This window comes from uncultured Bacteroides sp. (assembly GCF_902472605.1).
Lineage (GTDB): Bacteria > Bacteroidota > Bacteroidia > Bacteroidales > Bacteroidaceae > Phocaeicola.
This window is the reverse complement of sequence record NZ_CABROP010000003.1, coordinates 81,425-107,309: the sequence shown is the minus strand read 5'-3', so window position 1 is coordinate 107,309 and position 25,885 is coordinate 81,425. Positions and strand designations below refer to the sequence as shown.

The window sequence follows — 25,885 nt, the reverse complement described above, 5'->3', positions numbered from 1 at the left end:
TTTGCGGGGGAATACCTAAAGATACAAAAAAGCCAGCTAATTCGCAACACTTTGTGTATGAATTAGTTGGCTAATTTTATACTATTTACTGAATGTCCCTTCTTCGGACACAAAAAAAGGTGCCGCTTCGGGCACCTTTTCTGATATTCTTCTTTTTTCTTAAAACGGCAGGTCGTCTTTCTCATCTGTGGCTGAGAAATCAGCCGGAGCCGCATTTACCGGAGGGAAAGGAGCTTCCGTAGGAGGTACCTGAGGAGCTGCCCCTACCCGCTCTACTTTCCAGGCACGAATACTGTTGAACCAGCGTCCCTGCCATTCGCGGGCGTCAATGTCGAAAGACACATTCAGTTCCTCTCCGATCTGAATATTAAACTGTTTGATTTTATCATCACCGAATACATCAAAGCACATACGACGCGGATACTGGTCGTGTGTTTCAATCACATATTCTTGAACTTTCCATTCATTTCCATTACGTGAAGTACCGCCTTTCGGCTCCAAAACTGCAATCACTCTTCCTGCTAATTCCATAAATATTGTTTTTAAATTCGGTGACGAAATTACGATTTTCCACAGAAGAAAACTAATTTTTAGGACCTTTTTTTATGGGCTGTATGCAATCTTTTCGTAACTTTGGCAATTGGTTTAAAGCATCCCAAGATGCTTTCTAAGAACAAAAACAAAACAAAAATAAATATAAAACAACTATGAAGTTTATCGTTTCAAGTACTGCTTTATTCAGCCATTTGCAGGCTATCAGCCGAGTCATCAACTCCAGAAATTCATTACCTATTTTAGACTGTTTTCTTTTCGAACTGAGAGACGGTACACTCTTTATGACTGCTTCGGACAACGATACAACCCTGTCTACTTCTATCGAAGTGAACGAATCCGACAGCGACGGCCGCTTTGCCGTTTCTTCCAAGACTTTGCTGGAAGCATTGAAGGAAATTCCTGAACAACCATTGAGTTTCCACATTGAAACCAGCAACATGGAAATCACCGTACAGTACCAAAACGGTAAATACAGCCTGATGGGACAGAATGCCGACGAATATCCGCAGGCACAGGAATTGGGCAGCAACGCTGTACAAGTAACCATAGGAGCAGACATTTTAATGAACGGAGTAAACCGCAGCTTATTTGCCACGGCCGACGATGAACTTCGTCCGGTAATGAACGGTATTTATTTCGATATAAGCACAGAAGACATCACCTTGGTTGCCAGCGACGGACACAAACTGGTACGTTGCAAGACTTATGCGGCACACGGAGCTGAAAAAGCAGCCTTCATCCTCCCGAAAAAGCCGGCCAACCTACTGAAAGGCTTGCTACCGAAGGAACAGGGCGACGTACAAATCGGTTTTGACGACCGCAACGCCATGTTTACCTTGGAAAACTACCAGATGATCTGCCGCCTGATTGAAGGACGTTATCCAAACTACAACTCGGTGATTCCGCAAAACAACCCGCACCGCGCCATCATCGACCGCGCATTGTTCATCAGTGCCCTGCGTCGTGTGTCAGTGTTCTCTTCTCAGTCAAGCAGTTTGATTAAACTAAGCTTGTCAGAAAACCAGATGAAGATTTCCGCACAGGATATTGATTTTTCTACATCTGCCGAAGAAACCATCGTTTGCCAGTATGACGGAAATCCGATGAGCATCGGCTTCAAGTCATCGTTCCTGATTGACATTCTGAACAATATCTCTGCACAAAATATCATTATCGAACTGGCTGACCCGTCACGTGCAGGAGTCATCGTTCCGGAAGAACAGGAAGAGAATGAAGACCTGCTGATGCTGTTGATGCCGATGATGTTAAATGACTAATCACTCATTTGTATACCTAACTTATGAAACTGAATCTGAAAAATCCGCTCGTGTTCTTCGACCTAGAGACCACGGGCACCAATATCAATACAGACCGTATCGTTGAAATCTGTTACTTGAAAGTATATCCCAACGGAAACGAGGAAGCCAAAACACTCCGCATCAACCCGGAAATGCACATTCCAGAAGCATCTACAGCCATCCATGGTATTCACGATGAAGATGTGGCCGACTGCCCGACCTTCAAGGAAGTGGCTAAGGATATTGCCAAAGACATTGAAGGGGCTGACATTGCCGGATTCAATTCCAACCGTTTCGATGTGCCCGTATTGGTAGAAGAATTTCTGCGGGCAGGCATCGACATCGACCTGACCAAACGGAAATTCATCGACGTGCAGGTGATTTACCACAAGCTGGAACAGCGCACGCTTTCGGCTGCCTATAAGTTCTATTGCGGCAAGAATCTGGAAGATGCGCATACAGCCGAAGCTGATACACGGGCTACATATGAAGTACTGAAAGCACAGCTTGACCATTACCCGGATGTATTGCAGAACGACATCAATTTTCTGTCGGATTATTCCAGCTACAGCAAAAATGTAGACTTTGCCGGAAGAATCATTTATGACGACAAGGGAGTGGAAGTTTTCAACTTCGGAAAATATAAAGGAATTCCTGTAGCCGAAGTGCTCAAGAAAGACATGGGATACTATGGCTGGATTATGAACGGAGACTTTACCTTGAACACCAAAAATGTGCTGACCAAAATCCGTCTGCGCGAAACAGGTTTGGTGAAGTAAAACGGACGGTACATGAGCACACTAAAAGGAAAGAAAATCGTACTGGGCATCACGGGTAGTATTGCTGCCTATAAGGCCGCAGTGTTAACTCGCGGACTCATCAAAAAAGGAGCAGAGGTGCAGATTGTCATCACTCCGGCAGGAAAAGAGTTTATCACTCCTATCACGCTGTCAGCACTGACCAGCAAACCGGTCATCAGTGAATTCTTCTCACAGCGCGACGGTACGTGGCACAGTCACGTGGACTTGGGATTGTGGGCCGACGCGATGGTCATCGCTCCGGCTACAGCTTCCACCATCGGAAAGATGGCACACGGAATCGCCGACAACATGCTGGTCACGACTTACTTATCGATGAAGGCTCCAGTTTTCGTGGCTCCAGCCATGGACTTGGACATGTTTGCCCACCCTTCTACCCAACATAATCTGGATATTCTGCGCAGCTACGGCAACCACATCATCGAACCGGCGTCTGGCGAACTGGCCAGTCATCTGGTAGGTAAAGGACGCATGGAGGAACCGGAGAAGATTGTGGAAGTATTGGAAGAATTCTTCACCCGCCAACAGGACTTGGCCGGACGAAAGATTGTCATCACAGCAGGCCCGACATATGAAAAAATTGATCCGGTACGCTTTATCGGCAACTATTCTTCCGGAAAGATGGGATATGCCCTCGCCGAAGCTTGTGCCTCACGAGGAGCAGAAGTGACTTTGGTTAGTGGCCCTGTCACCTTGTATACTGTTCATCCGCACATTCACCGCATTGACGTGGAAAGTGCAGCGGAAATGCATCAGGCTGCTGCAAAAGCCTTTAAGGAGGCCGATGCCGGAATCCTTTGTGCGGCCGTAGCCGACTTCACACCAGAGCAGGTAGCCGGACAGAAAATCAAACGGGAGAAGGATGACCTCGTACTGCGGTTGAAGCCGACTTGTGACATCGCCGCTTCGCTCGGAAAAGAGAAACGGCCAGGACAAGTACTGGTGGGATTTGCTTTGGAAACCTGCGACGAAGTAAGTCACGCCCAAGACAAACTGACAAGGAAAAACTTCGATTTCATCGTGCTCAACTCGCTGAACGACAAAGGAGCCGGCTTTCGTTGTGATACCAATAAAATTACGATTATCGACCGTTCAGAAGCCATTTCTTATCCACTGAAGAGTAAGAAAGAAGTGGCCGAGGACATTGTAGACAAACTTTCGAGTCTGTTTCATTCTTAAATGCCATGCTACAGTCTATTTTCATACAAAACTATGCTTTGATTGACAAGCTGGACATCAGCTTCACTTCCGGTTTTTCGGTCATTACCGGTGAAACCGGAGCGGGAAAGTCCATCATCTTGGGGGCTATCGGACTTCTGTTAGGACAGCGGGCCGATGTGAAAGCCATTAAGAAGGGGGCTTCGAAATGCATCGTGGAAGCGACCTTCCGGATTGCCAACTATGGCATGGAACCGTTCTTCCAGGAAAACGACATTGAATACGAACCGGATGAATGTATTCTACGCCGTGAAGTATCGGCCAACGGGAAAAGCCGGGCGTTCATCAACGATACCCCAGCTTCACTTGCACAAATGAAAGTGCTGGGCGAAAAACTAATCGATGTGCATAGCCAGCATCAGAATCTGCTGCTGAATAAAGAGGGATTCCAATTGAATATCCTCGATATTTTGGCGCAAGACGAAGCACAGCTCTCTGCCTATCAGGCAATCTATCAGGCGTATAAAAAGGTAACGAAAGAACTGGAAGATTTCATTGCGCAGGCTGAAAAGAGCCGACAGGACGAAGACTATATCCGTTTCCAACTGGAGCAACTGGAGGAAGCCGGATTGAAAGAAAACGAACAGACAGACTTGGAACAGGAAGCAGAAACCCTGAGCCATGCAGAAGACATCAAGGCCGGACTCTACAAGGCCAGCCAACTGATTAACGGTGAAGAAGGTGGTACGGTATCACTCACCAAGGAATGTATGCAAACACTCCAAGGGCTTACACAGGTCTATGCTCCCGCACGGGAATGGATGGAAAGACTGAACAGCTGCTACATCGAGCTGAAGGATCTCGCCCGCGAAATTGGCAATGCGGAAGAAGAAGTAGAATTCAATCCCTCTCGTCTCGATTTCGTAAACGAACGGCTGAACCTGATTTACTCTTTGCAACAGAAACATCACGTACAAACGGTAGAGGAATTGCTGGAACTGACGGAAAACTACCGCAACCAATTGAATGCCATTACTTCTTTCGATGACCGGATTGCAAAACTGGAAGAAGAAAAGAAAGGACTTTACACTGAAGTACTGAAACAGGCTAAGGTGCTGACCCAACTCCGTACCCAGTCGGCCCGTCACATCGAATCGCAGATGGAATCTCTACTCATTCCATTAGGAATGCCCAACGTACGATTTGCCGTGGAACTGACAGCCCGCAAAGATCCGGACAGCAAAGGAATGGACAGTGTGAATTTCCTCTTCTCAGCCAACAAAAACGGTACGCTACAGAATGTAGCTTCCATTGCTTCGGGAGGTGAAATTGCCCGCGTGATGCTCTCGCTCAAGGCCATGATTGCAGGAGCTGTAAAACTCCCTACCATCATCTTCGATGAGATTGACACAGGGGTTTCAGGTTCCATTGCAGAAAAGATGGCCCTCATTATGCAGGACATGGGAAGACAGAACCGACAAGTCATCAGCATCACCCACCTGCCACAGATTGCCGCCCGCGGCATCGCGCACTACAAGGTGTACAAGGAAGACACCGAAACCGGAACCAACAGCCACATCCGACGGTTGTCAGATGAGGAACGAGTACAGGAAATCGCCCACATGCTCAGCGGCAGCACGCTCACAGATGCCGCCGTACAGAATGCACGTGCCCTGTTAGGCTTTAACTCATAACAAGAAACTACAAGACCATGATAGAAAAGAACGAAATGATTTTCGGCGTACGCGCCGTCATCGAGGCTATCCAGGCCGGAAAAGAAATTGACAAGGTATTAATCAAGAAAGACATCCAGAGTGATTTGTCAAAGGAACTTTTTGCAGTACTGAAAGATACCTTTATCCCGGTACAACGGGTGCCGGTAGAACGCATCAATCGCATCACCAAGAAGAACCATCAAGGCGTAGTGGCTTTTATCTCGCCTATCACTTACCAACGTACGGAAGACATCGTACCTTTCCTGTTTGAACAGGGAAAGAATCCGCTGCTCATCCTGCTGGACGGGCTGACCGACGTACGCAACTTCGGAGCCATTGCCCGTACGTGTGAATGCGCCGGAGTGGATGCCATCATCATCCCCTCCAAAAACAGTGTCAGTGTGAACGCAGATGCTATCAAAACTTCTGCAGGGGCTCTGCACACAATCCCTGTCTGTCGGGAAAGCAACATTACAAATACCATCAAATTTCTGAAAGACAGCGGATTCAAAATTGTGGCCGCCACAGAGAAAGGTGATTACGATTATACCAAGGCCGACTACAAGAGTCCCACGTGCATCATCATGGGAGCAGAAGATACGGGTGTGCCTTACGACCACCTGGCTCTTTGCGACGAATGGATTAAGATTCCTTTGTTTGGAAACATTGAATCACTGAACGTATCTGTTGCAGCAGGTATATTGATTTATGAAGCCGTAAAACAAAGAGGTTTCGGAGAAGAATAAAAACAATAAAACATACAACTACCATGAACATAAGAAAATTTACCCTTATCCTGACGTGCTGCGGAACGGCTTTCCAGATGGGGTTTGCCCAGGAACTTCCCAAATGGGCCAATAAAGCCCGGAAAGCAGTATTTTCCGTTGTCACGTATGACAAAGACAACCAAATTCTTAACACCGGCAATGGATTCTACATTGATGAGAACGGTACGGGTGTTTCGGATTATACCTTATTTAAAGGGGCTGAACGCGCCGTCGTAGTCACTGCCGAAGGAAAAGAACTTCCAGTAGAATACATTTTAGGAGCCAATGACATGTACGACGTTGTGAAGTTCAAAACGGCTTCCGATAAAAAGATTGAAGCCTTGCAGCCCACCTCCCGTCCGGGAACGGTGAACGAAACCGTATACGTACTTCCTTACTCTACACAAAAAGCAACGACAGGTACGCACGGCACCATTGCCAAGATTGACACCATCAGCCACAATTCTTTTTACTATACTCTGAACATGAAGACAGGTGACAAAACCGTCAGCTGCCCCGTAATGAACGCAGAAGGAGAAGTGATAGGATTGGTACAGAAAAATGGCGACAAGGAAAATACTTCGAGCTATGCCATCGGCATCGGATATGCCAAGAGCCTTTCCATCAGCGCTTTGTCGGCCAATGACTTTGCACTGAATACCATCGGCATCCGTAAAGGATTGCCAGAGGATGAATCACAGGCTTTGGTGTATGTATACATGGCTTCGTCTAACCTGACCCAGGATGAATACCTGAACCTGTTGAATGAATTCATCCAAAAGTTTCCCAAAAACAGCGAAGGTTACTCCCGCCGGGCCACCTGCTACATTGGATATGGTGACGATACTCACTACGCATTGGCTGAAAAAGACTTGGAGGCCATGATAGAAGTTTCTGACAACAAAGGTGATGCTTACTATAATCGCTCCAAGCTGCTGTATAACTATGTCCTGGGACTGCAAGGTGCCAAACCTTATGGCGACTGGACACTGGAACGAGCCCTGAAGGAAATCAATACAGCCCTTGAGAGCGACAAACAAGGATTGTATTACCAGCTGCAAGGCGACATTTACTTCGCCATGCAGAAATACCCAGAAGCCTTCGCCAGCTATGAAGAAGTAAATCGCTCCCCATTGGCTTCTGCTGCCACTTATTATGCAGCTGCCAAAACGAAAGAACTGATTGAAGGTGCCTCCAAGAAAGAAGCAATTGCATTGATGGACAGCGCTGTAGCTAAATATAATCCTCCCTACGGAAAAGATGCGGCTCCTTATCTCTTCGAACGGGCTCGCATGAAAGCGGAAGACAACCAGTTCCGGGAAGCCGTAGCAGATTACAACCTATTCTACGATGCCATGATGGGACAAGTTTCCGCTGAATTCTACTCTATCCGCGAACAAGCGGAAATGCAATGCCGCATGTACCAGCAGGCCATCAACGACATCAACCAAGCTATCGAAATGGAGCCTAAAAATGCGAACTACTGGGCAGAGAAAGGAGGTGTACACCTCCGTGTCAACCAGCTGACTGAAGCCATCGAGGCCCTGAACAAAGCCATTGAACTGGATGCACAGAATTCAGCCGCTTACCGTATGCTCGGCTACTGCCAGTTACAGCAAAACAAGAAAAAAGAAGGGCTGGCCAACTTGGAGAAGGCCGTCAAATTGGGCGATACCGTAGCCAAGAGCCTACTGGAGAAATACAATAAATAATAGCCTATGAACAATAGAATCTGTCATCTTTTCGGCATACGCTATCCCATTATTCAAGGAGGAATGGTGTGGTGCAGCGGCTGGCGACTGGCCTCAGCCGTCAGCAACGCTGGTGGACTGGGATTGTTAGGAGCCGGCTCCATGCATCCGGAAACCTTGCGCGAACACATCCGCAAGTGCAAAGCAGCTACCGACAAGCCCTTCGGTGTCAATGTGCCACTAATGTATCCTGAAATTGAAACGCTGATGGACATCATCCAGGAGGAGGAAGTGAAAATCGTGTTTACTTCTGCCGGCAATCCCAAGACATGGACTTCCAAACTCCAACAGGCAGGCATTAAGGTTGCCCATGTGGTGTCTTCCAGCCGTTTTGCCATGAAATGTGAGGAAGCTGGCGTAGATGCCATTGTAGCCGAAGGCTTTGAGGCCGGAGGACACAACGGACGGGAAGAGACAACCACTTTCTGCCTGATTCCAGCAGTGAAAAAGGTATGCACTGTACCCCTTATTGCTGCAGGAGGCATCGTGTCGGGAGAAGGTATCCTGGCAGCAGAAGTGTTAGGAGCCGAAGGCGTACAAATGGGTACCCGCTTTGCTTTGACAGAAGAAAGTTCAGCCCACTTCACCTTCAAGGACCGGTGCCTGCGACTGAACGAAGGAGATACCCAGCTGACACTCAAGCAACTTTCTCCTACCCGTCTGGTCAAGAATGACTTCTACAAACAAATAGAAGAGGCGGAACAGAAAGGAGCCACCGTCGATGAAATGAGACTGCTGTTAGGAAAGGGCCGAGCCAAGAAAGGTATTTTTGAAGGTGATATTTATGAAGGAGAACTTGAAATCGGACAAGCTGCCTCTCAGATTCACAAGTTACAAACCGTGGATGAGGTAATGACAGAGCTGGTGGAGGATTATCGCAAGGCACTCCGCCAGCTGCAAGACAAACAAGGCTGGTAAGAGATCTTAAGGGCCTCTGAATTCGAGGATATTTGCAAAAAAATCCCCTTATTTTTCACCTTTCATTTAGTAGGAAAGAGAAAAATAAGGGGATTCTTATATCAAAAAAACCTTGTTGGAGAATATTCAAAAAGAATTCAATTCGCTTATTTGTTCCGCTTCAAGAACAACGAGTTGGTAATGGTAGACGGAAGTTCCTCCTGATAGTGCGTCACCATAATCAGAGTCTTGTCCTTCCGGCCACAGAAAGCCTCGATGACATCCTTCACCAACCGACGGTTACGCATATCCAAACCGTGCAAGGGCTCGTCCAAAATCAGCAGTTCAGGGTCTTTGACAAACGCACGGGCCAACAACACCATACGCTGTTCTCCACTGGAAAGCTGAAGGAAACTGCGGTCTTTCAGGTCGGCTATGCCAAAGATATCCATCCACCACACGCACGTGTCCACATCCTTTGCCTGTGTTTTGCGATACAAGCCGATGGAATCGTGCAGACCGCTGGCCACAATATCAATGGCCGGCAGATTCTTCAAATAGGCACGGTGCATTTCCGGACTTACATAACCGATGTGCTTCTTGATTTCCCAAATACTCTCACCACTGCCCCGTTTACGTCCAAACAACGTAATGTCGCAGGCATAACTCTGCGGATTATCGGCACAAATCAAGCTCAGCAACGTAGACTTTCCAGCTCCGTTCTCTCCGCTAAGCGCCCATTTCTCTCCGCACTTCACCGTCCAGTCGAGGTCTTTCAGAATGACCCGTTCCCCATAACGAATGCTCACCTTGTTCAAGTCCACAATGTGTTCCGTGTGATACAGGTTGTCCGCATACGGCAGATCCAATATCCGCTGCCGCTTTTCATCAGACAATATATGTGCCGGAGCCGGTTCCCGGTGAGCCAAGTATTCCTTCAACGTGATTTTCGGTCCACAATGACGGTCTTCCACCGGTATCACGTGCGTAATGAACGTCGGAATATCGTCTGTCTTCGACAGGACCAGAATCACCTGCAAGTCCGTCATCTCCGTCAGCTTGCCCAGCAACGTATGCAACAAGCCACGCGTCCGTGCATCCAGACCGATGAAAGGATTGTCCATAATCAACACCCGCGGACCGCTCAGCAATGTCTTAGTCAACTGGAACTTGCGGAGTTCTCCACTGGAGAGCAAAATGATATGCTTACCCAACATTTCTTCGATACCAAACAAATCATAAAGTGTTTTCCGGAGCTGCTCGTCCTTGCACTCCGGCAACAAATCGGCCACAATAGGCGTATCGTCCAAATCATGCGAGTTCCATCGCTGCTGGTAATAATAATTCCCGTCGGCATCTCCATACGAGTCGCGGAAAGTGATGTATTTGATGTTGTCACAAGCCATTTTTGATTTTGAGGGAGAAAAATCATACTTCACCTCATTCATCAGCAACGGATAGCGGCCGGTAATTGTGTCGACCAGCAAACTCTTTCCAGCTCCATTCGGTCCCACAATGGCCACATGCTCTCCCGCAGCAATCTGCAGGTTAATGGGCTCCTTCATCCGGTAAAGCGGATGGCGAGTCACCCCGTTCTCAATAGTAATTACATTCTGCATTGTCTTTTGGTTTTATAATTGTCTTTTCTGTCGTTGTTTCTTACTGATGCACAATCATGGCCGTGCGGGGAGCTACCGTGAGCACATTGCCTGTCAGCGTACCCAGTCCCAACACATTGTCCACACGCCCGTCGCGGCAAGCTATCCAGTAGCGTCCTTCAGGTACATTAATCTGCACCGGTTCCGTACGTGCGTTGAGCACCACCACCGTATTCAGCCACGAATCGCCTGCCGGACTGCCCTTGATGCGGAAAGCCACCACATTGCTGGCAATTGTCGGTAAGAACTCCAAGTGCTTGGCTATCAGCGAGGCATCCCCCATACGGAACGAAGGATGCGCCTTGCGCATGGCAATCAGTCCGCGCACGTACTCAAAAAAATCCCTATGAGAAGTCTTTCTCCGCCAGTCGATGGCATTGATTGCATCCGGACTCTTATAAGAATTGGCCACGCCTTGCTTATCCCGCAAAATCTCGTCGCCCGCATACCAGAACGGAATGCCTTGCGAAGTAAACACCGCCGTAGCTGCCAGCTTGGCCAATGCATTCATCTCCTGTTCCGAAAGTCCCGGCAAAGTCGTTTTCAACCGGTCGGCCAGACAAAGATCATCGTGACAGCTCACGTAACTGATGAGCTGGTCGGGCTGCGTAGCCCAGAAATGAAGTTCCTTTTCCGCTTTTATCGTAGTCAGCGAATCTTCCATCAGACTGTCCGTCGGAACTGAACTCTGCACAGATGCAATCGCATGCTTTTCCTGCAATTGCGGATGGGCAAAGCCTCCCACCAGTCCGAATTTCACCCCTGCCGCATGCCCCATGCGTCCGATAACAAACGCTCCTTTAGCATCATCATTCCAAGGACCACGCAACGCATCGCGCATCTCGTCACAGAACATGCCGATGTGCGGAAGTCGCGGCGCATTCTTCTTCATGGCCAGCAGACTGTCTGGCAACTGCGGACGACCGGCCGCCCAGCCTTCTCCATAAATATAAATGGTAGGATCAATCTTATCAAGTGCCCGACGAATTTCATTCATAGTCTCGATGTCATGGATACCCATCAGATCGAAACGAAAACCGTCGATATGGTATTCCCGGGCCCAGTAGCACACCGACTCAATCATAAAACGCCTCATCATGGGACGTTCGCTGGCCGTCTCACTGCCACAGCCCGAGGCATTGGCCCATTTCCCATTGGCATCCGTCCGGTAAAAATATCCGGGCACCGTACGCTCAAAGTTACTTCCTTTCGTAATCGCGGTATGGTTGTATACCACATCCATCACCACCCGGATACCTGCCCGATGAAGGGCCATCACCATCTGCTTGAATTCCCGGATACGCACGTCCGGTTTATAAGGGTCGGTGGCATACGAACCTTCCGGCACGTTATAGTTTTTCGGGTCATAACCCCAGTTGTACTGCGGCTTGTCGAGCTTCGTCTCGTCCACCGACGAGAAATCGAACGACGGCAACAGCTGTACATGGGTCACCCCTAATTCCTTCAAATGATCGAGTCCCGTTTTCTCCCCTAAATAAGTCTTTGTACCCTCTTCCGTGAGTGCCAGAAACTTACCTCGGTTACGAATGCCTGCCACCGTATCGATAGAGAAATCCCGATGGTGCAATTCATAAATGATGATATCCGAAAAACGCTTCAACGGCGGACGCTTGTCTTCGCTCCAACCTTTCGGATTTGTCGAAGCCCAATCGATGATAGCCGCCCGGTCACCGTTCACTCCTACCGCCTTGGCCAGCAGTCCGGGAGTATCTCCCTGCCATACGTCGTCAATCTTCACGTTGAACGTATAGAACTTCCCTTTCAGGTCTTCGTCCACCCGGGCCTGCCACATCCCGTCGGATGCCGGCTCCATCTTCACCATCCGGTAGGCCGAGCCTCCCTGCCCTTTCTCATAAAGCAACACCCGCACCTCTTGTGCCGTAGGGGCCCAAAGCGAGAACTTGGTCACCGAAGGAGAATACACCATCTCCTCCCAGTCACCGTTATATACCGGATATTTGTCAAACGTCGTCTGTGCATCCTGGTGTGAGGACGTACATCCTGCTACCACTGTCATCATTGACATTACGACAAGATGCTTCAGTTTCATACTTCTTTTCTCCTATTTTTTAATGCGTTCCGGATTCTTGGCAATAAAATCCTTCCAACTGGAATACGCTTTCGGCATTTCCGGACGCCCCATCTGCAAATAATGACAATAGGCCGCTCCCAAGGCATCGGTGGCATCCATGAAAGGTCCCATCTCCGAATCGGGAATGTGCAGCATCCGTTTCAGCATGTCGGCCACCTGCTCCTTGCTGGCCTGCCCATTGCCGGTAATGGCCATCTTGATTTTCAGCGGCGCATACTCCGTCACCGGAATGTCGCGCATCAGGGCTGCCACGATGGCCACCCCTTGTGCCCGTCCCAGTTTCAGCATGGATTGTACGTTCTTTCCGAAAAACGGTGCCTCGATGGCCAGTTCATCAGGCAGGTACGAGGAAATGATGCCCTGCACCCGCTCATAGATGTGCTTCAGTTTCAGGTAAGGATCGCCGCATTTGCGCAAGTCAATTACCCCCAGGGTCATCACCTGCGGTTTCACCCCCGTCACCTTCAGCACCCCGTAACCCATGATATTCGTACCCGGGTCGATGCCGAGAATAATCTTTTCCTTAACCGGCTGAATCACTTTATCACCTCCATCAATGTAGGAAATCCTATCACCTTATCCTTGAACACCTTCATCATCTCGGCGTTCAATGCCGCCCCCTGCTTCACATGCCAGTGATGCAACGTAGCACTGTCTTCCACTTCCCATTGAAGCGAGAAACATTCGCTGTCCTGTTCCTTATGGCTCAGGATGCGCAAGATACGAGGATTTTTCAGTTCGCCCAACTTCTCTACCTCCGGAATATAGCATTCATTCAACCAGATGATAAAATTGCGGGCATCGCCCATTTCTACATGAAATGTTGTATTGTAAATCAGCATATTGTTATGTATTTAAATTCGTTTATTCTAAATCTTTTCCAAATTCCTCTCTGGCCCTTTCTCCTGTTCAGGAATATCTGCGCGGATAACGGAACAGAATGCTCAGCAAAGCCACTACCCCCAACGCCATCGGATAATAAAGGTAACCGATAATATTGATGGGTGACAAACCGGAAAGTTCTGCGGCAATCAGCAACTGCGCTCCGTAAGGAAGAAGGCCCTGCACCACACACGAAAACGTATCCAGGATACTGGCACTTTTCCGTTTGTCGACCCGGAACTGCTCGGCAATGTCACTGGCCAGCGGACCTACGGTAATAATGGCAATCGTATTGTTGGCTGTACAGACATTGGCCAGACTCACCAAAGCCGCAATGCTCAGTTCCGCCCCCCGCTTGCCCTTCACATGCTCCGTCAGACGATGCAGCACATAATCCACTCCCCCATTGAAGCGAATCAGTTCCAGCATACCACCCGCCATCAAGGTCACGATAATCAGTTCGCCCATGCCTGTCATCCCTTTTCCCATGGCACCGAACCAGTCAAACACATCGAACGTACCATAAGCCATGCCCACAATGCCTGTAGACACCAGCCCTAACAGCAACACCAGTAAGACATTTACTCCCGCCACTGCCGTACCGAGCACAATCAGGTAAGGAATCACCTTCACCCATTCCACGTGAGGGATATCCTGCACCACCTCGATGTGGCTGCCATAGATTATATAGTAGATAAACACGAGCAAAGCAGCCGGGAAAGCAATCAGCGAGTTCACCCGAAACTTGTCACACATCACGCAACCTTGGGTACGGGTCGCCGCAATCGTGGTATCGGAAATAAAAGAAAGGTTGTCACCAAAAAAGGCACCGCCTACCACCACGGCCGTCATGAATACCACACTGACATCTGTCTTGGCCGCAATACCTGCCGCCACCGGCACCAATGCCACAATGGTTCCTACCGATGTACCGATAGAAAGAGAGATAAAGCACGAAGCTAAGAAAATTCCCGCCAGCAATAAGTTTCCCGGAAGCAATCGCAAAGTCAGGTTCACCGTGGCATCAATCGCTCCCATAGCCTGGGCCGACTGGGCAAAAGCTCCCGCCAGAATGAAAATCCAGATCATCAGCATGATGTTCTTGTTGGCTGCCCCAGAAGAATACTGAAGCAACCGGTCGTTCAGGCTCAGTCCTTTGGTGGTAGCCACGGCATAAATGGACGCCACCATAAAAGCAACGGTAATCGGAACTTTATAAAAATCATTGATGAGCAGGGAAGTCACCAGATACAGGCATAAAAATACCACCAGCGGACTCAGGGCCCACGCATTGGGTTTGTTCACAATGGGAGTCAGTTTCTGAAAATTCATTCTTTCTTTCGCTATATTAATAATCCATAGGAGACGGCATCCAGTCTCATAAACCAATCTTTCTGCACTCTCCTTCTGCTACTTTTGAGATTCAATCGGCAAAGATAAGAATAAAATCAGATACTAAACCATTCAAGGGGAAGAACCATACCTATACACCTGAAATTATTGTAAGACAATGTATAATTTTTCTGTCCAAAACAGAAGAAATCCTATCCCAATGCTCCATTCCTTTAAAAAAATGCCGGAGAATGAAAGGAAATCAGACAACTTTTATTACTTTTGCGCACATTGTGTCAAACATTGTGCAATTTGAAATGGAAATACAAGACAGTTTCATACAGCTTGTGGAAGAGAGCATCCGCGCCAACTGGGACCGTGATGCACTGACAGACTACAAAGGAGCTACACTACAATACAAGGACGTAGCCAGAAAGATAGAGAAAATGCATATCCTGCTCGAACGGGCAGGCATTCAGAAAGGGGATAAAATCGCGCTGTGCGGGCGCAACAGTGCCAACTGGACAGCCACATTCTTGGGAATCGTCACCTACGGGGCGGTGGCCGTACCTATTCTCCATGAATTCAAGGCCGACAACGTGCACCACATCGTCAACCATTCAGAAGCCCGTATGCTCTTTGTGGGCGACCAGGTGTGGGAGGAATTCAATGAAGCGGCCATGCCGAACCTGGAGGGAATCATCGAACTGAAGAATTTTGACCTAGTAGTGTCACGTTCGGAACAACTCACGTATGCCCGCGAGCATCTGAACGAGGAATTCGGAAAGAAATATCCCTGCCGCTTCCGCGCTGAACAGGTATCTTACCGTCGGGAACAACCGGAAGAACTGGCTGTCATCAATTATACGTCTGGCACCACAGGCTATTCCAAAGGAGTAATGCTGCCCTACCGGAGCATCCTTTCCAATATTGTACATATCCATCACAAGGTGGGACTGAAAGCAGGCGACAGCATCGTATCCATGCTTCCGTTGGGACACATCTTCGGACTGGTGTTCGATTTTCTTTACGGCATCACCGTGGGCGCACACTTATGGTTTCTTACCCGTATGCCGAGCCCGAAAATCATCGCCGAATCGTTTGCCGTCATCCGTCCGCGGGTCATTGCCTGCGTACCGCTCATCGTGGAGAAGATTTTCAAGAAAAATATTCTGCCGAAAGTGGACAACCGACTGGGCAAGCTCTTGCTGAACCTGCCTATCATCAGTGATAAAATCAAGGAACAAATCCGTCAGGAGGCCATGGAGGTGTTCGGCGGAAATTTCATCGAAATCGTCATCGGAGGGGCTCCGTTCAACGCCGAAGTGGAAGCTTTCCTGCGGAAAATCAATTTCCCCTACACCATTGCTTATGGCATGACGGAATGTGCTCCGCTCATTTGCCACAGCCGCTGGGATGAGATTCTGTACACCTCGTGTGGCAAGACAGTTTCTTTCATGGAGACGAAAGTACTCTCCGACGATCCGGAACGTGTGCCCGGGGAACTGGTGTGCCGCGGCATGAACGTGATGCTGGGCTACTACAAAAATGAAGCGGCCACCGCACAAACCATCGACAAGGACGGCTGGCTGCACACGGGCGATATGGCTATCAAGGATGCCAAGGGAAACATCTTCATCAAGGGACGCTGCAAGAACATGCTGCTCACGGCTTCGGGACAGAACATCTATCCGGAGGAAATCGAAGCACGCCTCAACAACATGCCGTATGTGAACGAGTCTTTGGTCATCCTGAAAGAAAACAAGCTGGTGGCCCTGATTTATCCGGACATGGACGAGGCACTTTCTCAAGGAATGAGCAAAAAGCAACTGGAAGAAGCCCTTGACCAGAATCGGAATGAACTGAACAAGATGCTGCCAGCCTACGCACAGATTACGCATGTGAAACTATATCCGGAAGAATTCGAAAAGACGGCCAAGAAGAGTATCAAACGCTTCCTCTACCAGTAAAAACATCCTGAAAAAGAGGTCCTTGCGAATGGTCCAAGAACGCAAGGACGTTTCAGATAAAACGCAAGTGCGTTTCAAGTAAAATGCACTTGTGTTTTGAGTAAAACGTAAAGGCGTTTTGTTCCAAACGCACTTGCGTTTTTTTTAGGCCTTTTTTACGCTTTGAAAAACTTTCAGAAGACAGTGGAAATCACGGTTTTCAGTGAGAAATAGTATATCCCGATTGCCTACCTTTGCTTTATAAATCTTAAAAACTTCTCTCTTATGAAAACTTGGATTCCCCTTATGTTATCTGCCGCATTATTGTGCGGAGCATGCAGCAGTGAAAACGAAGACAACGGAAAGACCATCCAACTGGCAGAAGGTACTTCCCCCACCTTGGTACTCGACTCAAAGACATCGACCGACACGCAGGAGCAAATCAAATTTACCGCCACTTCGGCCTGGACGGCATGGATTAAGGCAGCTACTGACCAACGGAGCGGTGGCAGTGAGGTGGACTGGCTTACGCTCAGTGCGTACAGCGGTCCTGCCGGAGAACAGAGCCTCACGCTGACCATCTCTCCCAACACAAGCAGCACAAGCCGGAAAGCTGTGATTACCATTGAATGTGGAGGACAGTCGCTCACCATTACCGTGGAACAAGCCGGAAGCGACAGCTCCGAAGGGGTAACAACCACCAAGTTGGTAAAGGAAATACGTTGTACCGAAGACTGGCAGCGATATACACAGTTAGGAATCACAGCCACCCCGGAAGTGACGACCTGGCAATTCAGCTACGATGACCAGAACCGGATGATAGGTACTTCCATACAAAAGGAAGGCCAACAAGTAAACCGGACCTTTACCTACACGTCCGAAAATGAAATCACGCTGGACGAAAAAGAAACCTACAGTTCATATTCGTATGAAACCCATTACATTATCCAACTGAATGAGGCCGGCAATGCCAAAAGTGTACTTCATGATGAGAAAGAAACAGGGAACTATACTCCTTATATCAATTTCACATATACTGACGACGGACGCCTGGCCCAGATGAAGGATGCCGACGCCGGAGAGGAAGGCTCGGAATACACGTTCACGTATGCAGACGGTAAACTGGCTTCTTTCGAATATTACAACGGAAAATATACGGAAGATAATTATTCTTACACCTTTGATGCCACTACTGATTTTGTCCATCAGTATCCCAACCGCGGTCCCATCGACATCATGGGCTATCTGCTGACGGACGACGATTTTGATTTCTTGTTCCACCTCGGACGCATGGGCAAAACAGGAGACTACTTGCCTGAACATTTCTCGGGTCAAGCCATGAATCAGGCGAGCAGCACACAAAAAGCCTATCTGACTCCGGGGGTCACGGAACATGAATCATCCAAATATATACGGGAAAATCATAAACCCTACGACCTAAATTATACGTTCGACAACGAGCAGAACCTGCAGTCGATTCTTATCAAACAATATTTCGAAGTCGTGACACGGGAATATGATGTGGTGGTTGGTACGGAACTGATTAACCCCAAAGATCCGGACAGGGGGTATCAATACGAAGAAAAGAATGTGAAGGAAACCGCTAAGGAGGCCTACGACACGATTACTTTCGAGATTACTTACAACTGATGTCCGCCGGTTTCGGATGTATGTGCTTTCCGGTAGTCCATGGGAGTCATCCCGTGGTGCTGCCGGAAAAGCTTGTTTAAATAGCAGGAGTCAATGTATCCCATCCGGCTGGCTATCTCCTTCACGCTCATGCGGGTCCCTGTGAGCAACTCCTCCACCCGCTTCAGACGGTTTTTGGAGACATAAAGCCGGAAATCCTCACCGAAATTCCGCTTGAAGAAACGCCCGATATAGGTGGGCGACAACTGAAACCGGGCGGCTAGCGCTTCTAACCGAAGTTCATCGGGTTGGTCGATGTGCTGCTCGATGTAAAGCAGCAAGTTCCGGGCCTTGTCACCTTCCGGGCCCACTCCCGTTTCCGTAGCATCCAGTCCCCTGGCAGTCAGCAGGATGAGGCTGTTCACATAGTTCGACAACAACATTTCGGACAAGGCGCGCTTGCCGGAAACTTCTTCCACCAACAACTCCATGAGCCGACGAATGGCTTCACGGTCAGTCACAGCCGGCTGCATCCGGAATCCCGACTGCACCTCGAGTGCGCGCCCTATATAGTGTCCGATACTATCAAACACATAATTCTCCGTAAAACGGATAAACACGTAACGGCTGTGTGTGCGAATGGTGTACACGTGTATCCGACTGGGCGGAATCAGGAAGAGATCGCCCGCCTCGTAGGTATGGCATTCCCGCTCGCTGCCCACTGTATAGGCATAGAAAGTGCCGCTTCCCTCCAATATATAGGCCATCTCAAAAAACGAATGCTGGTGTTCCCCGATTGGAAACTCATCGTGCTCTTTCAATAAAATCTCCACCTGTTGATATAGATTTTCCTTCCACATAGTCGTATTCTTCATGATTATAGCACAAAAATACAATATTAATCCCTCACTCCTTCCTAACTTTGCAACGTTTTCTGAAAATAAATCATACACTGACTATATGGAAAAATTTAGCTGGAAAGGACATGCTTCCATGCTGGGAGCCAACACAATGTGGGGACTGATGTCGCCTATGTCCAAACTGCTGATGGCCGGAGGAGCCGTCACACCGCTGGTCGTTACGGACTTGCGTATCGGGGGAGCCATGGTATTGTTCTGGATTGCCTCCTTGTTTCAAAAACCGGAACACGTCAACCACAAGGACTTGATTACGCTGTTTTTCGCCTCCCTGTTTGCCATTGTGTTCAATCAGGGTTCGTTTATCTTCGGTGTGAGCCTGAGTTCGCCGGGCGATGCGTCCATCATTACTACAAGTATGCCGCTTTGGGCCATGGTGCTGGCCGCCTTCATCCTGAAAGAACCGATTACCGGAAAGAAGGTGCTGGGTATTGCCTGCGGTGCGGGAGGTGCCTTGCTGCTTATCTTAGGAAGCAGTCAGAACCAGCCGGCCGCTTCTTCTGCCAGCCATACGGCCATTTGGGGAGATTTGCTGGTACTGTTCGCCCAGTTCTGCTATGCCTTCTACATCGTGCGCTTCAAGGACTTCGTGAACAAGTATTCGCTTATCACCATCATGAAATGGATGTTCACCTATTCCTTCATCTGCACACTCCCCTTCTCAGCCCGCGATTTGATGAATGCCGACTGGGCCGGACTGCAGGCCACTGAAATCGGCAGCCTTATCTTCATCGTGGTAGGGGCTACCTTCATCAGTTACATGCTGATTGTGGTGGGACAAAAGAACCTCCGCCCAACGGTAGCCGGTATGTACAACTACATCCAGCCGCTGGTAGCTTGCATCGTGGCCGTATGCTGGGGCATGGATTCCTTCAACCTGACGAAAATCATCGCCGTAATACTCATTTTCGGTGGAGTCTATCTGGTTACTTCCAGCCGCAGCCGGAAAGAAATGGAAGCCTACCAGCAAGTGCAATCTGTAGAAGAAAATTCGTAAACGTCTTTTTCATTCGCATATTCCCTCATTTTTCCTTACCTTTGCTCCGATTCAAAAAAAGGAAAGATGAGGGAATTACTTTATATACACTGGAACCCGGACCCGGCCTTGTTTCACCTTGGAGGATTTACGCTCCGATGGTACAGCGTGTGCTGGGTTATCGCCATCCTGAGCGGCACGCAAGTGGTCTACCATTTGTACAAACAGAAAGGGCTTCCACTGGATACGTTTCAAACCCTGTTCACTTACAGTTTCATCGGAATCTTTGCCGGAGCACGACTGGGGCACTGTCTCTTTTATGACCCGCAATATTTCCTGAGCCATCCGCTGGAAATCATTCTTCCGGTTCACTTCCTGCCGCAAGGAGGATGGGTGTTCACCGGATATGCCGGACTGGCCAGCCACGGTGGTACGCTGGGCCTGATTTTAGCTTTGGTCCTTTTCTGCCGGAAAACGAAAATTCATTTCCTTGATATTCTCGACATGATGGGCATCGCGGCTCCTTTGGGGGCCGGATTCATCCGTTTGGCCAATCTGATGAACTCTGAAATCATCGGCATGCCCACGAATGTGCCTTGGGCCTTCGTCTTCGAACGGGTGGACATGCAGCCCCGCCATCCGGCCCAGCTCTACGAGGCACTGGCGTATTTCGTCTTCTTCCTGATTATGCTGGCCGTCTACCGGACACAGAAAGACCGTGTGCAGAAAGGATTTTATTTCGGTCTATGCATCACCCTGATTTTTACCTTCCGTTTCTTCGTGGAATTCCTGAAGGAAAGACAAGTAGACTTTGAAAATCCTCTTCCGATAGACATGGGACAGATTCTGAGCCTCCCCTTCATTGCCGTAGGATTGTATTTTGTATTCCGTAAAACACCTACCCGTCATGCCCGAAACTGATGTATCTCATACCTGCCTGCTCTGCATGGGCTCCAACCTGGACGCCCGGCTTCACCTGAAGAATGCGGAAGAGTCGCTGCAACGGCTTTTCCCGGGAATCGAATGGGGAGAAATCGTGGAAACACAGCCGGAAAGGATGAGCAACCCGCAACCGTTTTTGAACCGGGCGGCCCGTATCCACACCTCACTGGCTATGACGGAAGTGCGGAGCTTACTGAAAAAAATCGAACAGACCAACGGCCGGACGCCCCAAAGCAAGGAGGAAGGACGCATCCCCCTCGACATTGATTTGCTGACCTACGACCAGCAGGTGCTCAAACCCTTGGATTTGAAAAAAGAATATGTACGCCGGGCTTTCCTTCACGCCAGTTTCACATACCCCAGCCGGGTATAGCGTACCCCGTGTGATTCATAGTGCGACATCACCTTGGCCGACAACAGATGCAAGAACTGTTGAGGCTCAATCGCCCGGCTGCGGCAACTCAGCACATTGGGGCTCAGGCTACGGGCACGGGCCTTGACAAGAAACGTAAAGCGATTGCCGTCGCGGTCAGCCGCCAGCACGTTTTGGTCGACAAAAAAATCAGGTTTGTAGGTATCAACCTGCAACCGTACGTGGAGCACCGTCACCTGCAAATCTTTCAACGTATCGCCCACCTCCCGCACAAACTGGCTGACGGAAGCAATGCGCGGCTTGCGCACGGTCAGTTCAAAGTGTACCATGGCAAAACGTTTGGCCAACTCCACCGTACGTTCATACCGTGGATTATGCGGCTCAAACTTGTTGGCCAGCCAAAGTATATACGAAGGATCAATATAATAAATTTCTGCCAGATGTTTTCCTTTGTACTTGCCAAAAGGCATCAGATCATCCAGAAGACCGTAATACGGTTCGAACCGTCCATTGTCAGCCGTTTCCAGCTTCACATTACAGTTCTGCAACATCGAGAATGCACGGGCCGAAGCCACATCCAGCGTTGCCCCCAGCGTACGGACAAAGAGATACGAATGAGGAGAAAGAAATTCGCGCCACAGCGCATAATACGGGCGATACTCAGTCGCCATACTGATAAGATAGGCTCCATTGTCACGCGTGCGTCCACGGTTAAAAAGCTCCAGTTCCTTTTGTATTTGTGCGGTGATCTCCATACCTGCCTCCTTCTTTGAAAGGCAAGATATAAAAAAAGAATCAAAAATGCAAGTTTATACAAACAAAACGGGAGGAAACGGCCCCTTGTCAGCCTTTCCTCCCGTCAAGATACTATGGAATTCTAACAATTAATCATCAAAGAATGGTCTTTACGGTTTCCAGCATGCCTTTTTCCTGAATGCTGTCCAAATCTTTCTTCACAGCATCCTTCAGTCCCGGAATCTGATTCAGGTCTTCGCCCCAAATAGAGGTTGCTCCCAGCACGCCTTCCGCAATCTTGGCTGTGTCACCTGTAGCCCACAGCTGCTTCAGCAAATCCATGATTTCCGGTGCGTCGTTAGGCACGATTTCAGCTCCATCAGCACGTACCCCCCCTTTATAGTAAGTAATGATGGCAGCAAGTCCCAAAACTAATCCTTCAGGTAGTTTTCCCTTGCGCTGCAGATAGGTCTTCAAGCCAGGCAGGTCGCGGGTCTGGTATTTCGGGAAGGAATTCAGCATGATGGAAGTCACCTGATGGTCTACAAATGGGTTGTTGAAGCGTTCCAGCACGTCATATGCAAATTTCTCAAGTTCCTCTTTCGACAGGTTCAAGGTTTCCATCAGTTCGTCAAACATCACCTTATGGATGAATTTGCCGACCACCGGATGCTGGCAGGCATCGCGCACGATGTTGATGCCGGAAAGGTATGCCACCGGAGAAAGTACGGTATGCGGACCGTTCAACAAGGTCACCTTCCGTTCGTGATACGGGGCTTCCGACGGCACAAACAGCACATTCAGTCCGGCCTTGTCGGCAGGGAATTCGGCAGCGACTTCCTTCGGCGCCTCGATGACCCACAAGTGGAAGATTTCGGCCTGTACCACCATGTTATCGTCATACTGCAACTTTTCCTTAATGGCATCGATGTCCTTGCGTGGAAATCCCGGTACGATACGATCGACCAAGGTAGCATATACGCCGCAAGCTTTTTCAAACCAGTTTTTGAAGCCGTCTCCCAGGTTCCAGAGTTCGATGTACTGGTAGATGGTTTCCTTCAGCTTGTGCCCGTTCAAGAAAATCAATTCACACGGGAAAATAATCAGCCCTTTCGACATATCGCCTTGGAAAGTCTGATAGCGATGATACAAAAGCTGTGTCAGCTTTCCGGGATAAGAAGAGGCCGGCGCATCGTCCAGCTTGCAGGAAGGGTCGAAAGCAATGCCCGCTTCCGTTGTATTGGAAATCACGAAACGCATCTCGGGTTGTTCTGCCAGTTTCAGAAAATCCTGGAACTGGTGATAAGGATTCAGGGCACGGCTGATGACGTCAATCATCGTCAGGCTGTTCACAGCCTCCCCTTTTTCCAGTCCTTGCAGATTGACATGATACAGGCAATCCTGGGAATTCAGCTTGTCAATCATTCCCTTTTCAATAGGCTGTACCACCACCACGCTACTGTTGAAGTCGGCTTTTTCGTTCATGTTGTAAATAATCCAGTCCACGAATGCACGGAGGAAGTTTCCCTCTCCAAACTGGATAATTCTTTCCGGACGGACCGCCTTATGGGCAGTCTCTTTGTTCAATGCTTTCATACTATATCTTTAATTCACAAAATTGTTTCTTTTGAGCTCATCCATGAAAGAAACTGATATACAGATCACAAGAGAGAATCCATAAATATCTATTTTTCAACTGATTAAAAAATCTTCCACCACATTAATTTTCATAAATGAGTGTTGCAAAGGTAATAAATATTTTGTTATTCCAAAGAAAATTTCTACTTTCGTGTTCGATAACGGAAAGACAATCGATATTTTATGTTGCCCAACATAAATAAATCGTAACCTGCCGTTTAAAGACAACCCAACAAACATTAAAAACACATTCGTCATGAAGAAATTTATGGATGAAAACTTCCTGCTGCAAACTGAAACCGCACAGGAACTATATCACAACCATGCGGCCAAAATGCCGATTATCGACTACCACTGCCACCTGAGTCCGAAAATGGTGGCCGACGACTACCAATTCAAATCTATCACCGAAATCTGGCTGGGAGGTGACCACTATAAATGGCGTGCCATGCGAAGCAATGGAGTAGCTGAACGTTATTGTACCGGTGATGCATCCGACTGGGAAAAATTTGAGAAATGGGCCGAGACCGTTCCCTACACGCTCCGCAACCCATTGTACCACTGGACACACTTGGAATTGAAGACTGCTTTCGGCATCGAAAAGATTCTGAATCCGTCTACCGCCCGCGAAATCTTTGACGAATGCAATGCCAAACTGGCTACCCCGGAATACTCCGCCCGCAACCTGATGCGCCGTTACCACGTAGAAACGGTTTGCACGACCGATGACCCAGTTGATTCACTGGAATACCATATTGCTACCCGTGAAAGCGGTTTTGAAATCAAGATGCTGCCGACATGGCGTCCGGACAAAGCCATGGCCGTGGAAGTACCAGCTGACTTCCGTGCTTATGTAGAAAAACTGAGTGAAGTAAGCGGTGTCAGCATCTCCAGTTTCGACGACATGATAGAGGCCCTGCGCAAACGTCATGAATTCTTTGCGGCACAAGGTTGCAAGCTGTCCGACCACGGATTGGAAGAGTTCTATGCAGAAGACTATACCGATGCGGAAATCCGTGCCATCTTTAACAAAGTATATGGTGGAACCCCGTTGACCCACGAAGAAATTCTGAAATACAAATCAGCCATGCTGGTCGTATTTGGCGAAATGGATTATGAAACCGGCTGGACACAACAATACCACTACGGAGCCATCCGCAACAACAACACGAAGATGTTCAAACTGATTGGACCGGATACTGGCTTTGATTCTATCGGTGAATTCAATACCGCCAAATCCATGTCGAAATTCCTTGACCGCCTGAATACGGAAGGCAAGCTTACCAAGACCATCCTCTACAACCTGAATCCTTGTGCCAACGAGGTGATTGCCACCATGCTGGGTAACTTCCAGGACGGTACCATCCCAGGCAAAATCCAGTTCGGTTCAGGCTGGTGGTTCCTCGACCAGAAAGACGGCATGGAGAAACAGATGAACGCACTCTCCCTGTTAGGTCTGTTGAGCCGCTTTGTAGGTATGCTCACCGACTCCCGTTCATTCCTCTCCTATCCGCGTCATGAATATTTCCGCCGTACGCTCTGCAACCTGCTGGGCAAAGACGTAGAGAACGGAGAAATCCCTGTCAGTGAAATGCCACGCGTACAGCAGATGGTGGAAGACATCAGCTACTACAACGCCAAGAACTTCTTCCTGTTCTGACCAATCGCAAGCTAAAAAACATATTATAATCCATTTCAGGGCCGTTCCTTTCAGAACGGCCCTGTTTGATTTCTACCGTTTTTTTCGTAACTTTGCGTTCCTTTAGCAAAAAAGAAAAGAAG

At 48.7% G+C, this 25,885-nt stretch carries 22 protein-coding genes; 13 read left to right on the top strand and 9 right to left on the bottom strand.

Annotation, left to right across the window (positions count from 1 at the left end):
* Positions 1–159: 159 nt before the first annotated feature.
* Complete coding sequence (locus tag RDP42_RS01585) at positions 160–531, bottom strand: DUF3127 domain-containing protein (RefSeq protein WP_072542676.1); 372 nt, start codon at positions 529–531, stop codon at positions 160–162.
* A gap of 176 nt (positions 532–707) precedes the next feature.
* Here RDP42_RS01585 and dnaN point away from each other — a divergent pair, with 176 nt between their 5' ends.
* From dnaN to RDP42_RS01550, 7 genes are read left to right on the top strand one after another with little or no spacing between them, the layout of a single operon-like run.
* Positions 708–1,832: a DNA polymerase III subunit beta gene (dnaN, locus tag RDP42_RS01580; RefSeq protein WP_204473895.1), complete on the top strand. Its 1,125-nt coding sequence runs from the start codon at positions 708–710 to the stop codon at positions 1,830–1,832.
* 23 nt (positions 1,833–1,855) lie between these two features.
* Complete coding sequence (locus RDP42_RS01575; protein ID WP_204473896.1) at positions 1,856–2,632, top strand: 3'-5' exonuclease; 777 nt, start codon at positions 1,856–1,858, stop codon at positions 2,630–2,632.
* Between the two features lie 12 nt (positions 2,633–2,644).
* Positions 2,645–3,850 (top strand): bifunctional phosphopantothenoylcysteine decarboxylase/phosphopantothenate--cysteine ligase CoaBC, encoded by a 1,206-nt coding sequence (coaBC, locus tag RDP42_RS01570; RefSeq protein ID WP_308762242.1) that lies wholly within the window; start codon positions 2,645–2,647, stop codon positions 3,848–3,850.
* Positions 3,851–3,855: 5 nt separating this feature from the next.
* Entirely contained in the window at positions 3,856–5,523 is a 1,668-nt protein-coding gene (gene recN, locus RDP42_RS01565; protein WP_308762241.1) for a DNA repair protein RecN, read from the top strand.
* Between the two features lie 17 nt (positions 5,524–5,540).
* Positions 5,541–6,290 carry a 23S rRNA (guanosine(2251)-2'-O)-methyltransferase RlmB gene (gene rlmB / locus RDP42_RS01560; RefSeq protein ID WP_204473906.1) on the top strand — a complete coding sequence of 250 codons (750 nt, stop codon included), beginning with the start codon at positions 5,541–5,543 and terminating at the stop codon, positions 6,288–6,290.
* 23 nt (positions 6,291–6,313) lie between these two features.
* Entirely contained in the window at positions 6,314–8,023 is a 1,710-nt protein-coding gene (locus RDP42_RS01555) for a tetratricopeptide repeat protein (RefSeq protein WP_308762240.1), read from the top strand.
* Positions 8,024–8,029: 6 nt separating this feature from the next.
* Positions 8,030–8,980, top strand: coding sequence for a nitronate monooxygenase (locus RDP42_RS01550; protein WP_308762239.1), 951 nt, complete (start codon positions 8,030–8,032; stop codon positions 8,978–8,980).
* Positions 8,981–9,126: 146 nt separating this feature from the next.
* On the opposite strand, the gene RDP42_RS01545 is transcribed toward RDP42_RS01550, so the two are convergent.
* From RDP42_RS01545 to RDP42_RS01525, 5 genes are all read right to left on the bottom strand, one after another.
* Complete coding sequence (locus RDP42_RS01545; protein ID WP_308762238.1) at positions 9,127–10,578, bottom strand: ATP-binding cassette domain-containing protein; 1,452 nt, start codon at positions 10,576–10,578, stop codon at positions 9,127–9,129.
* Positions 10,579–10,618: 40 nt separating this feature from the next.
* On the bottom strand, positions 10,619–12,688 hold the full coding sequence (gene pulA / locus RDP42_RS01540; protein WP_308762237.1) for a type I pullulanase: 2,070 nt from the start codon (positions 12,686–12,688) through the stop codon (positions 10,619–10,621).
* A gap of 12 nt (positions 12,689–12,700) precedes the next feature.
* Complete coding sequence (gene ruvC / locus RDP42_RS01535) at positions 12,701–13,270, bottom strand: crossover junction endodeoxyribonuclease RuvC (RefSeq protein ID WP_022353639.1); 570 nt, start codon at positions 13,268–13,270, stop codon at positions 12,701–12,703.
* Positions 13,267–13,572: a DUF4286 family protein gene (locus RDP42_RS01530; RefSeq protein ID WP_308762236.1), complete on the bottom strand. Its 306-nt coding sequence runs from the start codon at positions 13,570–13,572 to the stop codon at positions 13,267–13,269. Before RDP42_RS01530 ends, ruvC begins: the two co-directional genes overlap by 4 nt.
* 67 nt (positions 13,573–13,639) lie before the next feature.
* Complete coding sequence (locus tag RDP42_RS01525; protein ID WP_308762235.1) at positions 13,640–14,944, bottom strand: Na+/H+ antiporter NhaC family protein; 1,305 nt, start codon at positions 14,942–14,944, stop codon at positions 13,640–13,642.
* Positions 14,945–15,261: 317 nt separating this feature from the next.
* On the opposite strand from RDP42_RS01525, the gene RDP42_RS01520 reads away from it, so the two are divergent.
* Both RDP42_RS01520 and RDP42_RS01515 read left to right on the top strand, forming a co-directional pair.
* A complete protein-coding gene (locus RDP42_RS01520) occupies positions 15,262–16,914 on the top strand; it encodes an AMP-binding protein (RefSeq protein WP_308762246.1) in 1,653 nt (550 codons plus the stop codon).
* A 264-nt stretch (positions 16,915–17,178) separates the two neighbouring features.
* The gene (locus RDP42_RS01515; protein ID WP_308762234.1) at positions 17,179–18,543 is read left to right on the top strand and encodes a BACON domain-containing protein; all 1,365 of its coding nucleotides are present in this window, start codon (positions 17,179–17,181) and stop codon (positions 18,541–18,543) included.
* On the opposite strand, the gene RDP42_RS01510 is transcribed toward RDP42_RS01515, so the two are convergent.
* Complete coding sequence (locus tag RDP42_RS01510; protein ID WP_308762233.1) at positions 18,534–19,397, bottom strand: AraC family transcriptional regulator; 864 nt, start codon at positions 19,395–19,397, stop codon at positions 18,534–18,536. The two genes, RDP42_RS01515 and RDP42_RS01510, sit on opposite strands and share 10 nt — an antisense overlap.
* 85 nt (positions 19,398–19,482) lie before the next feature.
* Between RDP42_RS01510 and RDP42_RS01505 the strand changes: the two genes are divergently transcribed.
* The 3 genes from RDP42_RS01505 to RDP42_RS01495 all read left to right on the top strand — a co-directional run bounded on the left by RDP42_RS01505 (position 19,483) and on the right by RDP42_RS01495 (position 21,730).
* Entirely contained in the window at positions 19,483–20,436 is a 954-nt protein-coding gene (locus tag RDP42_RS01505; protein WP_308762232.1) for a DMT family transporter, read from the top strand.
* Between the two features lie 66 nt (positions 20,437–20,502).
* On the top strand, positions 20,503–21,336 hold the full coding sequence (gene lgt, locus RDP42_RS01500; protein ID WP_308762231.1) for a prolipoprotein diacylglyceryl transferase: 834 nt from the start codon (positions 20,503–20,505) through the stop codon (positions 21,334–21,336).
* Complete coding sequence (locus tag RDP42_RS01495) at positions 21,323–21,730, top strand: 2-amino-4-hydroxy-6-hydroxymethyldihydropteridine diphosphokinase (RefSeq protein WP_308762230.1); 408 nt, start codon at positions 21,323–21,325, stop codon at positions 21,728–21,730. Before lgt ends, RDP42_RS01495 begins: the two co-directional genes overlap by 14 nt.
* On the opposite strand, the gene RDP42_RS01490 is transcribed toward RDP42_RS01495, so the two are convergent.
* Both RDP42_RS01490 and RDP42_RS01485 read right to left on the bottom strand, forming a co-directional pair.
* Positions 21,697–22,485, bottom strand: a complete 789-nt coding sequence (locus RDP42_RS01490; RefSeq protein ID WP_308762229.1) for a hypothetical protein — start codon at positions 22,483–22,485, stop codon at positions 21,697–21,699. The genes RDP42_RS01495 and RDP42_RS01490 overlap by 34 nt on opposite strands.
* A 136-nt stretch (positions 22,486–22,621) precedes the next feature.
* Positions 22,622–24,061 (bottom strand): tagaturonate reductase, encoded by a 1,440-nt coding sequence (locus tag RDP42_RS01485; RefSeq protein ID WP_308762228.1) that lies wholly within the window; start codon positions 24,059–24,061, stop codon positions 22,622–22,624.
* Positions 24,062–24,359: 298 nt separating this feature from the next.
* Here RDP42_RS01485 and uxaC point away from each other — a divergent pair, with 298 nt between their 5' ends.
* Entirely contained in the window at positions 24,360–25,763 is a 1,404-nt protein-coding gene (gene uxaC, locus RDP42_RS01480) for a glucuronate isomerase (protein WP_308762227.1), read from the top strand.
* The last annotated feature ends 122 nt before the right edge of the window (positions 25,764–25,885 follow it).

Excerpts from the sequence above, each read along its gene's own strand:
- recN (WP_308762241.1), top strand. The coding sequence starts at position 3,856 with ATGCTACAGTCTATTTTCATACAAAACTATGCTTTGATTGACAAGCTG.
- RDP42_RS01515 (WP_308762234.1), top strand. The coding sequence starts at position 17,179 with ATGAAAACTTGGATTCCCCTTATGTTATCTGCCGCATTATTGTGCGGA.
- RDP42_RS01550 (WP_308762239.1), top strand. The coding sequence starts at position 8,030 with ATGAACAATAGAATCTGTCATCTTTTCGGCATACGCTATCCCATTATT.
- RDP42_RS01505 (WP_308762232.1), top strand. The coding sequence starts at position 19,483 with ATGGAAAAATTTAGCTGGAAAGGACATGCTTCCATGCTGGGAGCCAAC.
- pulA (WP_308762237.1), bottom strand. The coding sequence starts at position 12,688 with ATGAAACTGAAGCATCTTGTCGTAATGTCAATGATGACAGTGGTAGCA.
- RDP42_RS01525 (WP_308762235.1), bottom strand. The coding sequence starts at position 14,944 with ATGAATTTTCAGAAACTGACTCCCATTGTGAACAAACCCAATGCGTGG.
- uxaC (WP_308762227.1), top strand. The coding sequence starts at position 24,360 with ATGAAGAAATTTATGGATGAAAACTTCCTGCTGCAAACTGAAACCGCA.
- RDP42_RS01545 (WP_308762238.1), bottom strand. The coding sequence starts at position 10,578 with ATGCAGAATGTAATTACTATTGAGAACGGGGTGACTCGCCATCCGCTT.
- lgt (WP_308762231.1), top strand. The coding sequence starts at position 20,503 with ATGAGGGAATTACTTTATATACACTGGAACCCGGACCCGGCCTTGTTT.
- RDP42_RS01490 (WP_308762229.1), bottom strand. The coding sequence starts at position 22,485 with ATGGAGATCACCGCACAAATACAAAAGGAACTGGAGCTTTTTAACCGT.
- rlmB (WP_204473906.1), top strand. The coding sequence starts at position 5,541 with ATGATAGAAAAGAACGAAATGATTTTCGGCGTACGCGCCGTCATCGAG.
- coaBC (WP_308762242.1), top strand. The coding sequence starts at position 2,645 with ATGAGCACACTAAAAGGAAAGAAAATCGTACTGGGCATCACGGGTAGT.
- RDP42_RS01530 (WP_308762236.1), bottom strand. The coding sequence starts at position 13,572 with ATGCTGATTTACAATACAACATTTCATGTAGAAATGGGCGATGCCCGC.
- RDP42_RS01575 (WP_204473896.1), top strand. The coding sequence starts at position 1,856 with ATGAAACTGAATCTGAAAAATCCGCTCGTGTTCTTCGACCTAGAGACC.
- RDP42_RS01585 (WP_072542676.1), bottom strand. The coding sequence starts at position 531 with ATGGAATTAGCAGGAAGAGTGATTGCAGTTTTGGAGCCGAAAGGCGGT.
- RDP42_RS01495 (WP_308762230.1), top strand. The coding sequence starts at position 21,323 with ATGCCCGAAACTGATGTATCTCATACCTGCCTGCTCTGCATGGGCTCC.
- RDP42_RS01485 (WP_308762228.1), bottom strand. The coding sequence starts at position 24,061 with ATGAAAGCATTGAACAAAGAGACTGCCCATAAGGCGGTCCGTCCGGAA.
- RDP42_RS01555 (WP_308762240.1), top strand. The coding sequence starts at position 6,314 with ATGAACATAAGAAAATTTACCCTTATCCTGACGTGCTGCGGAACGGCT.
- RDP42_RS01510 (WP_308762233.1), bottom strand. The coding sequence starts at position 19,397 with ATGAAGAATACGACTATGTGGAAGGAAAATCTATATCAACAGGTGGAG.
- RDP42_RS01520 (WP_308762246.1), top strand. The coding sequence starts at position 15,262 with ATGGAAATACAAGACAGTTTCATACAGCTTGTGGAAGAGAGCATCCGC.
- dnaN (WP_204473895.1), top strand. The coding sequence starts at position 708 with ATGAAGTTTATCGTTTCAAGTACTGCTTTATTCAGCCATTTGCAGGCT.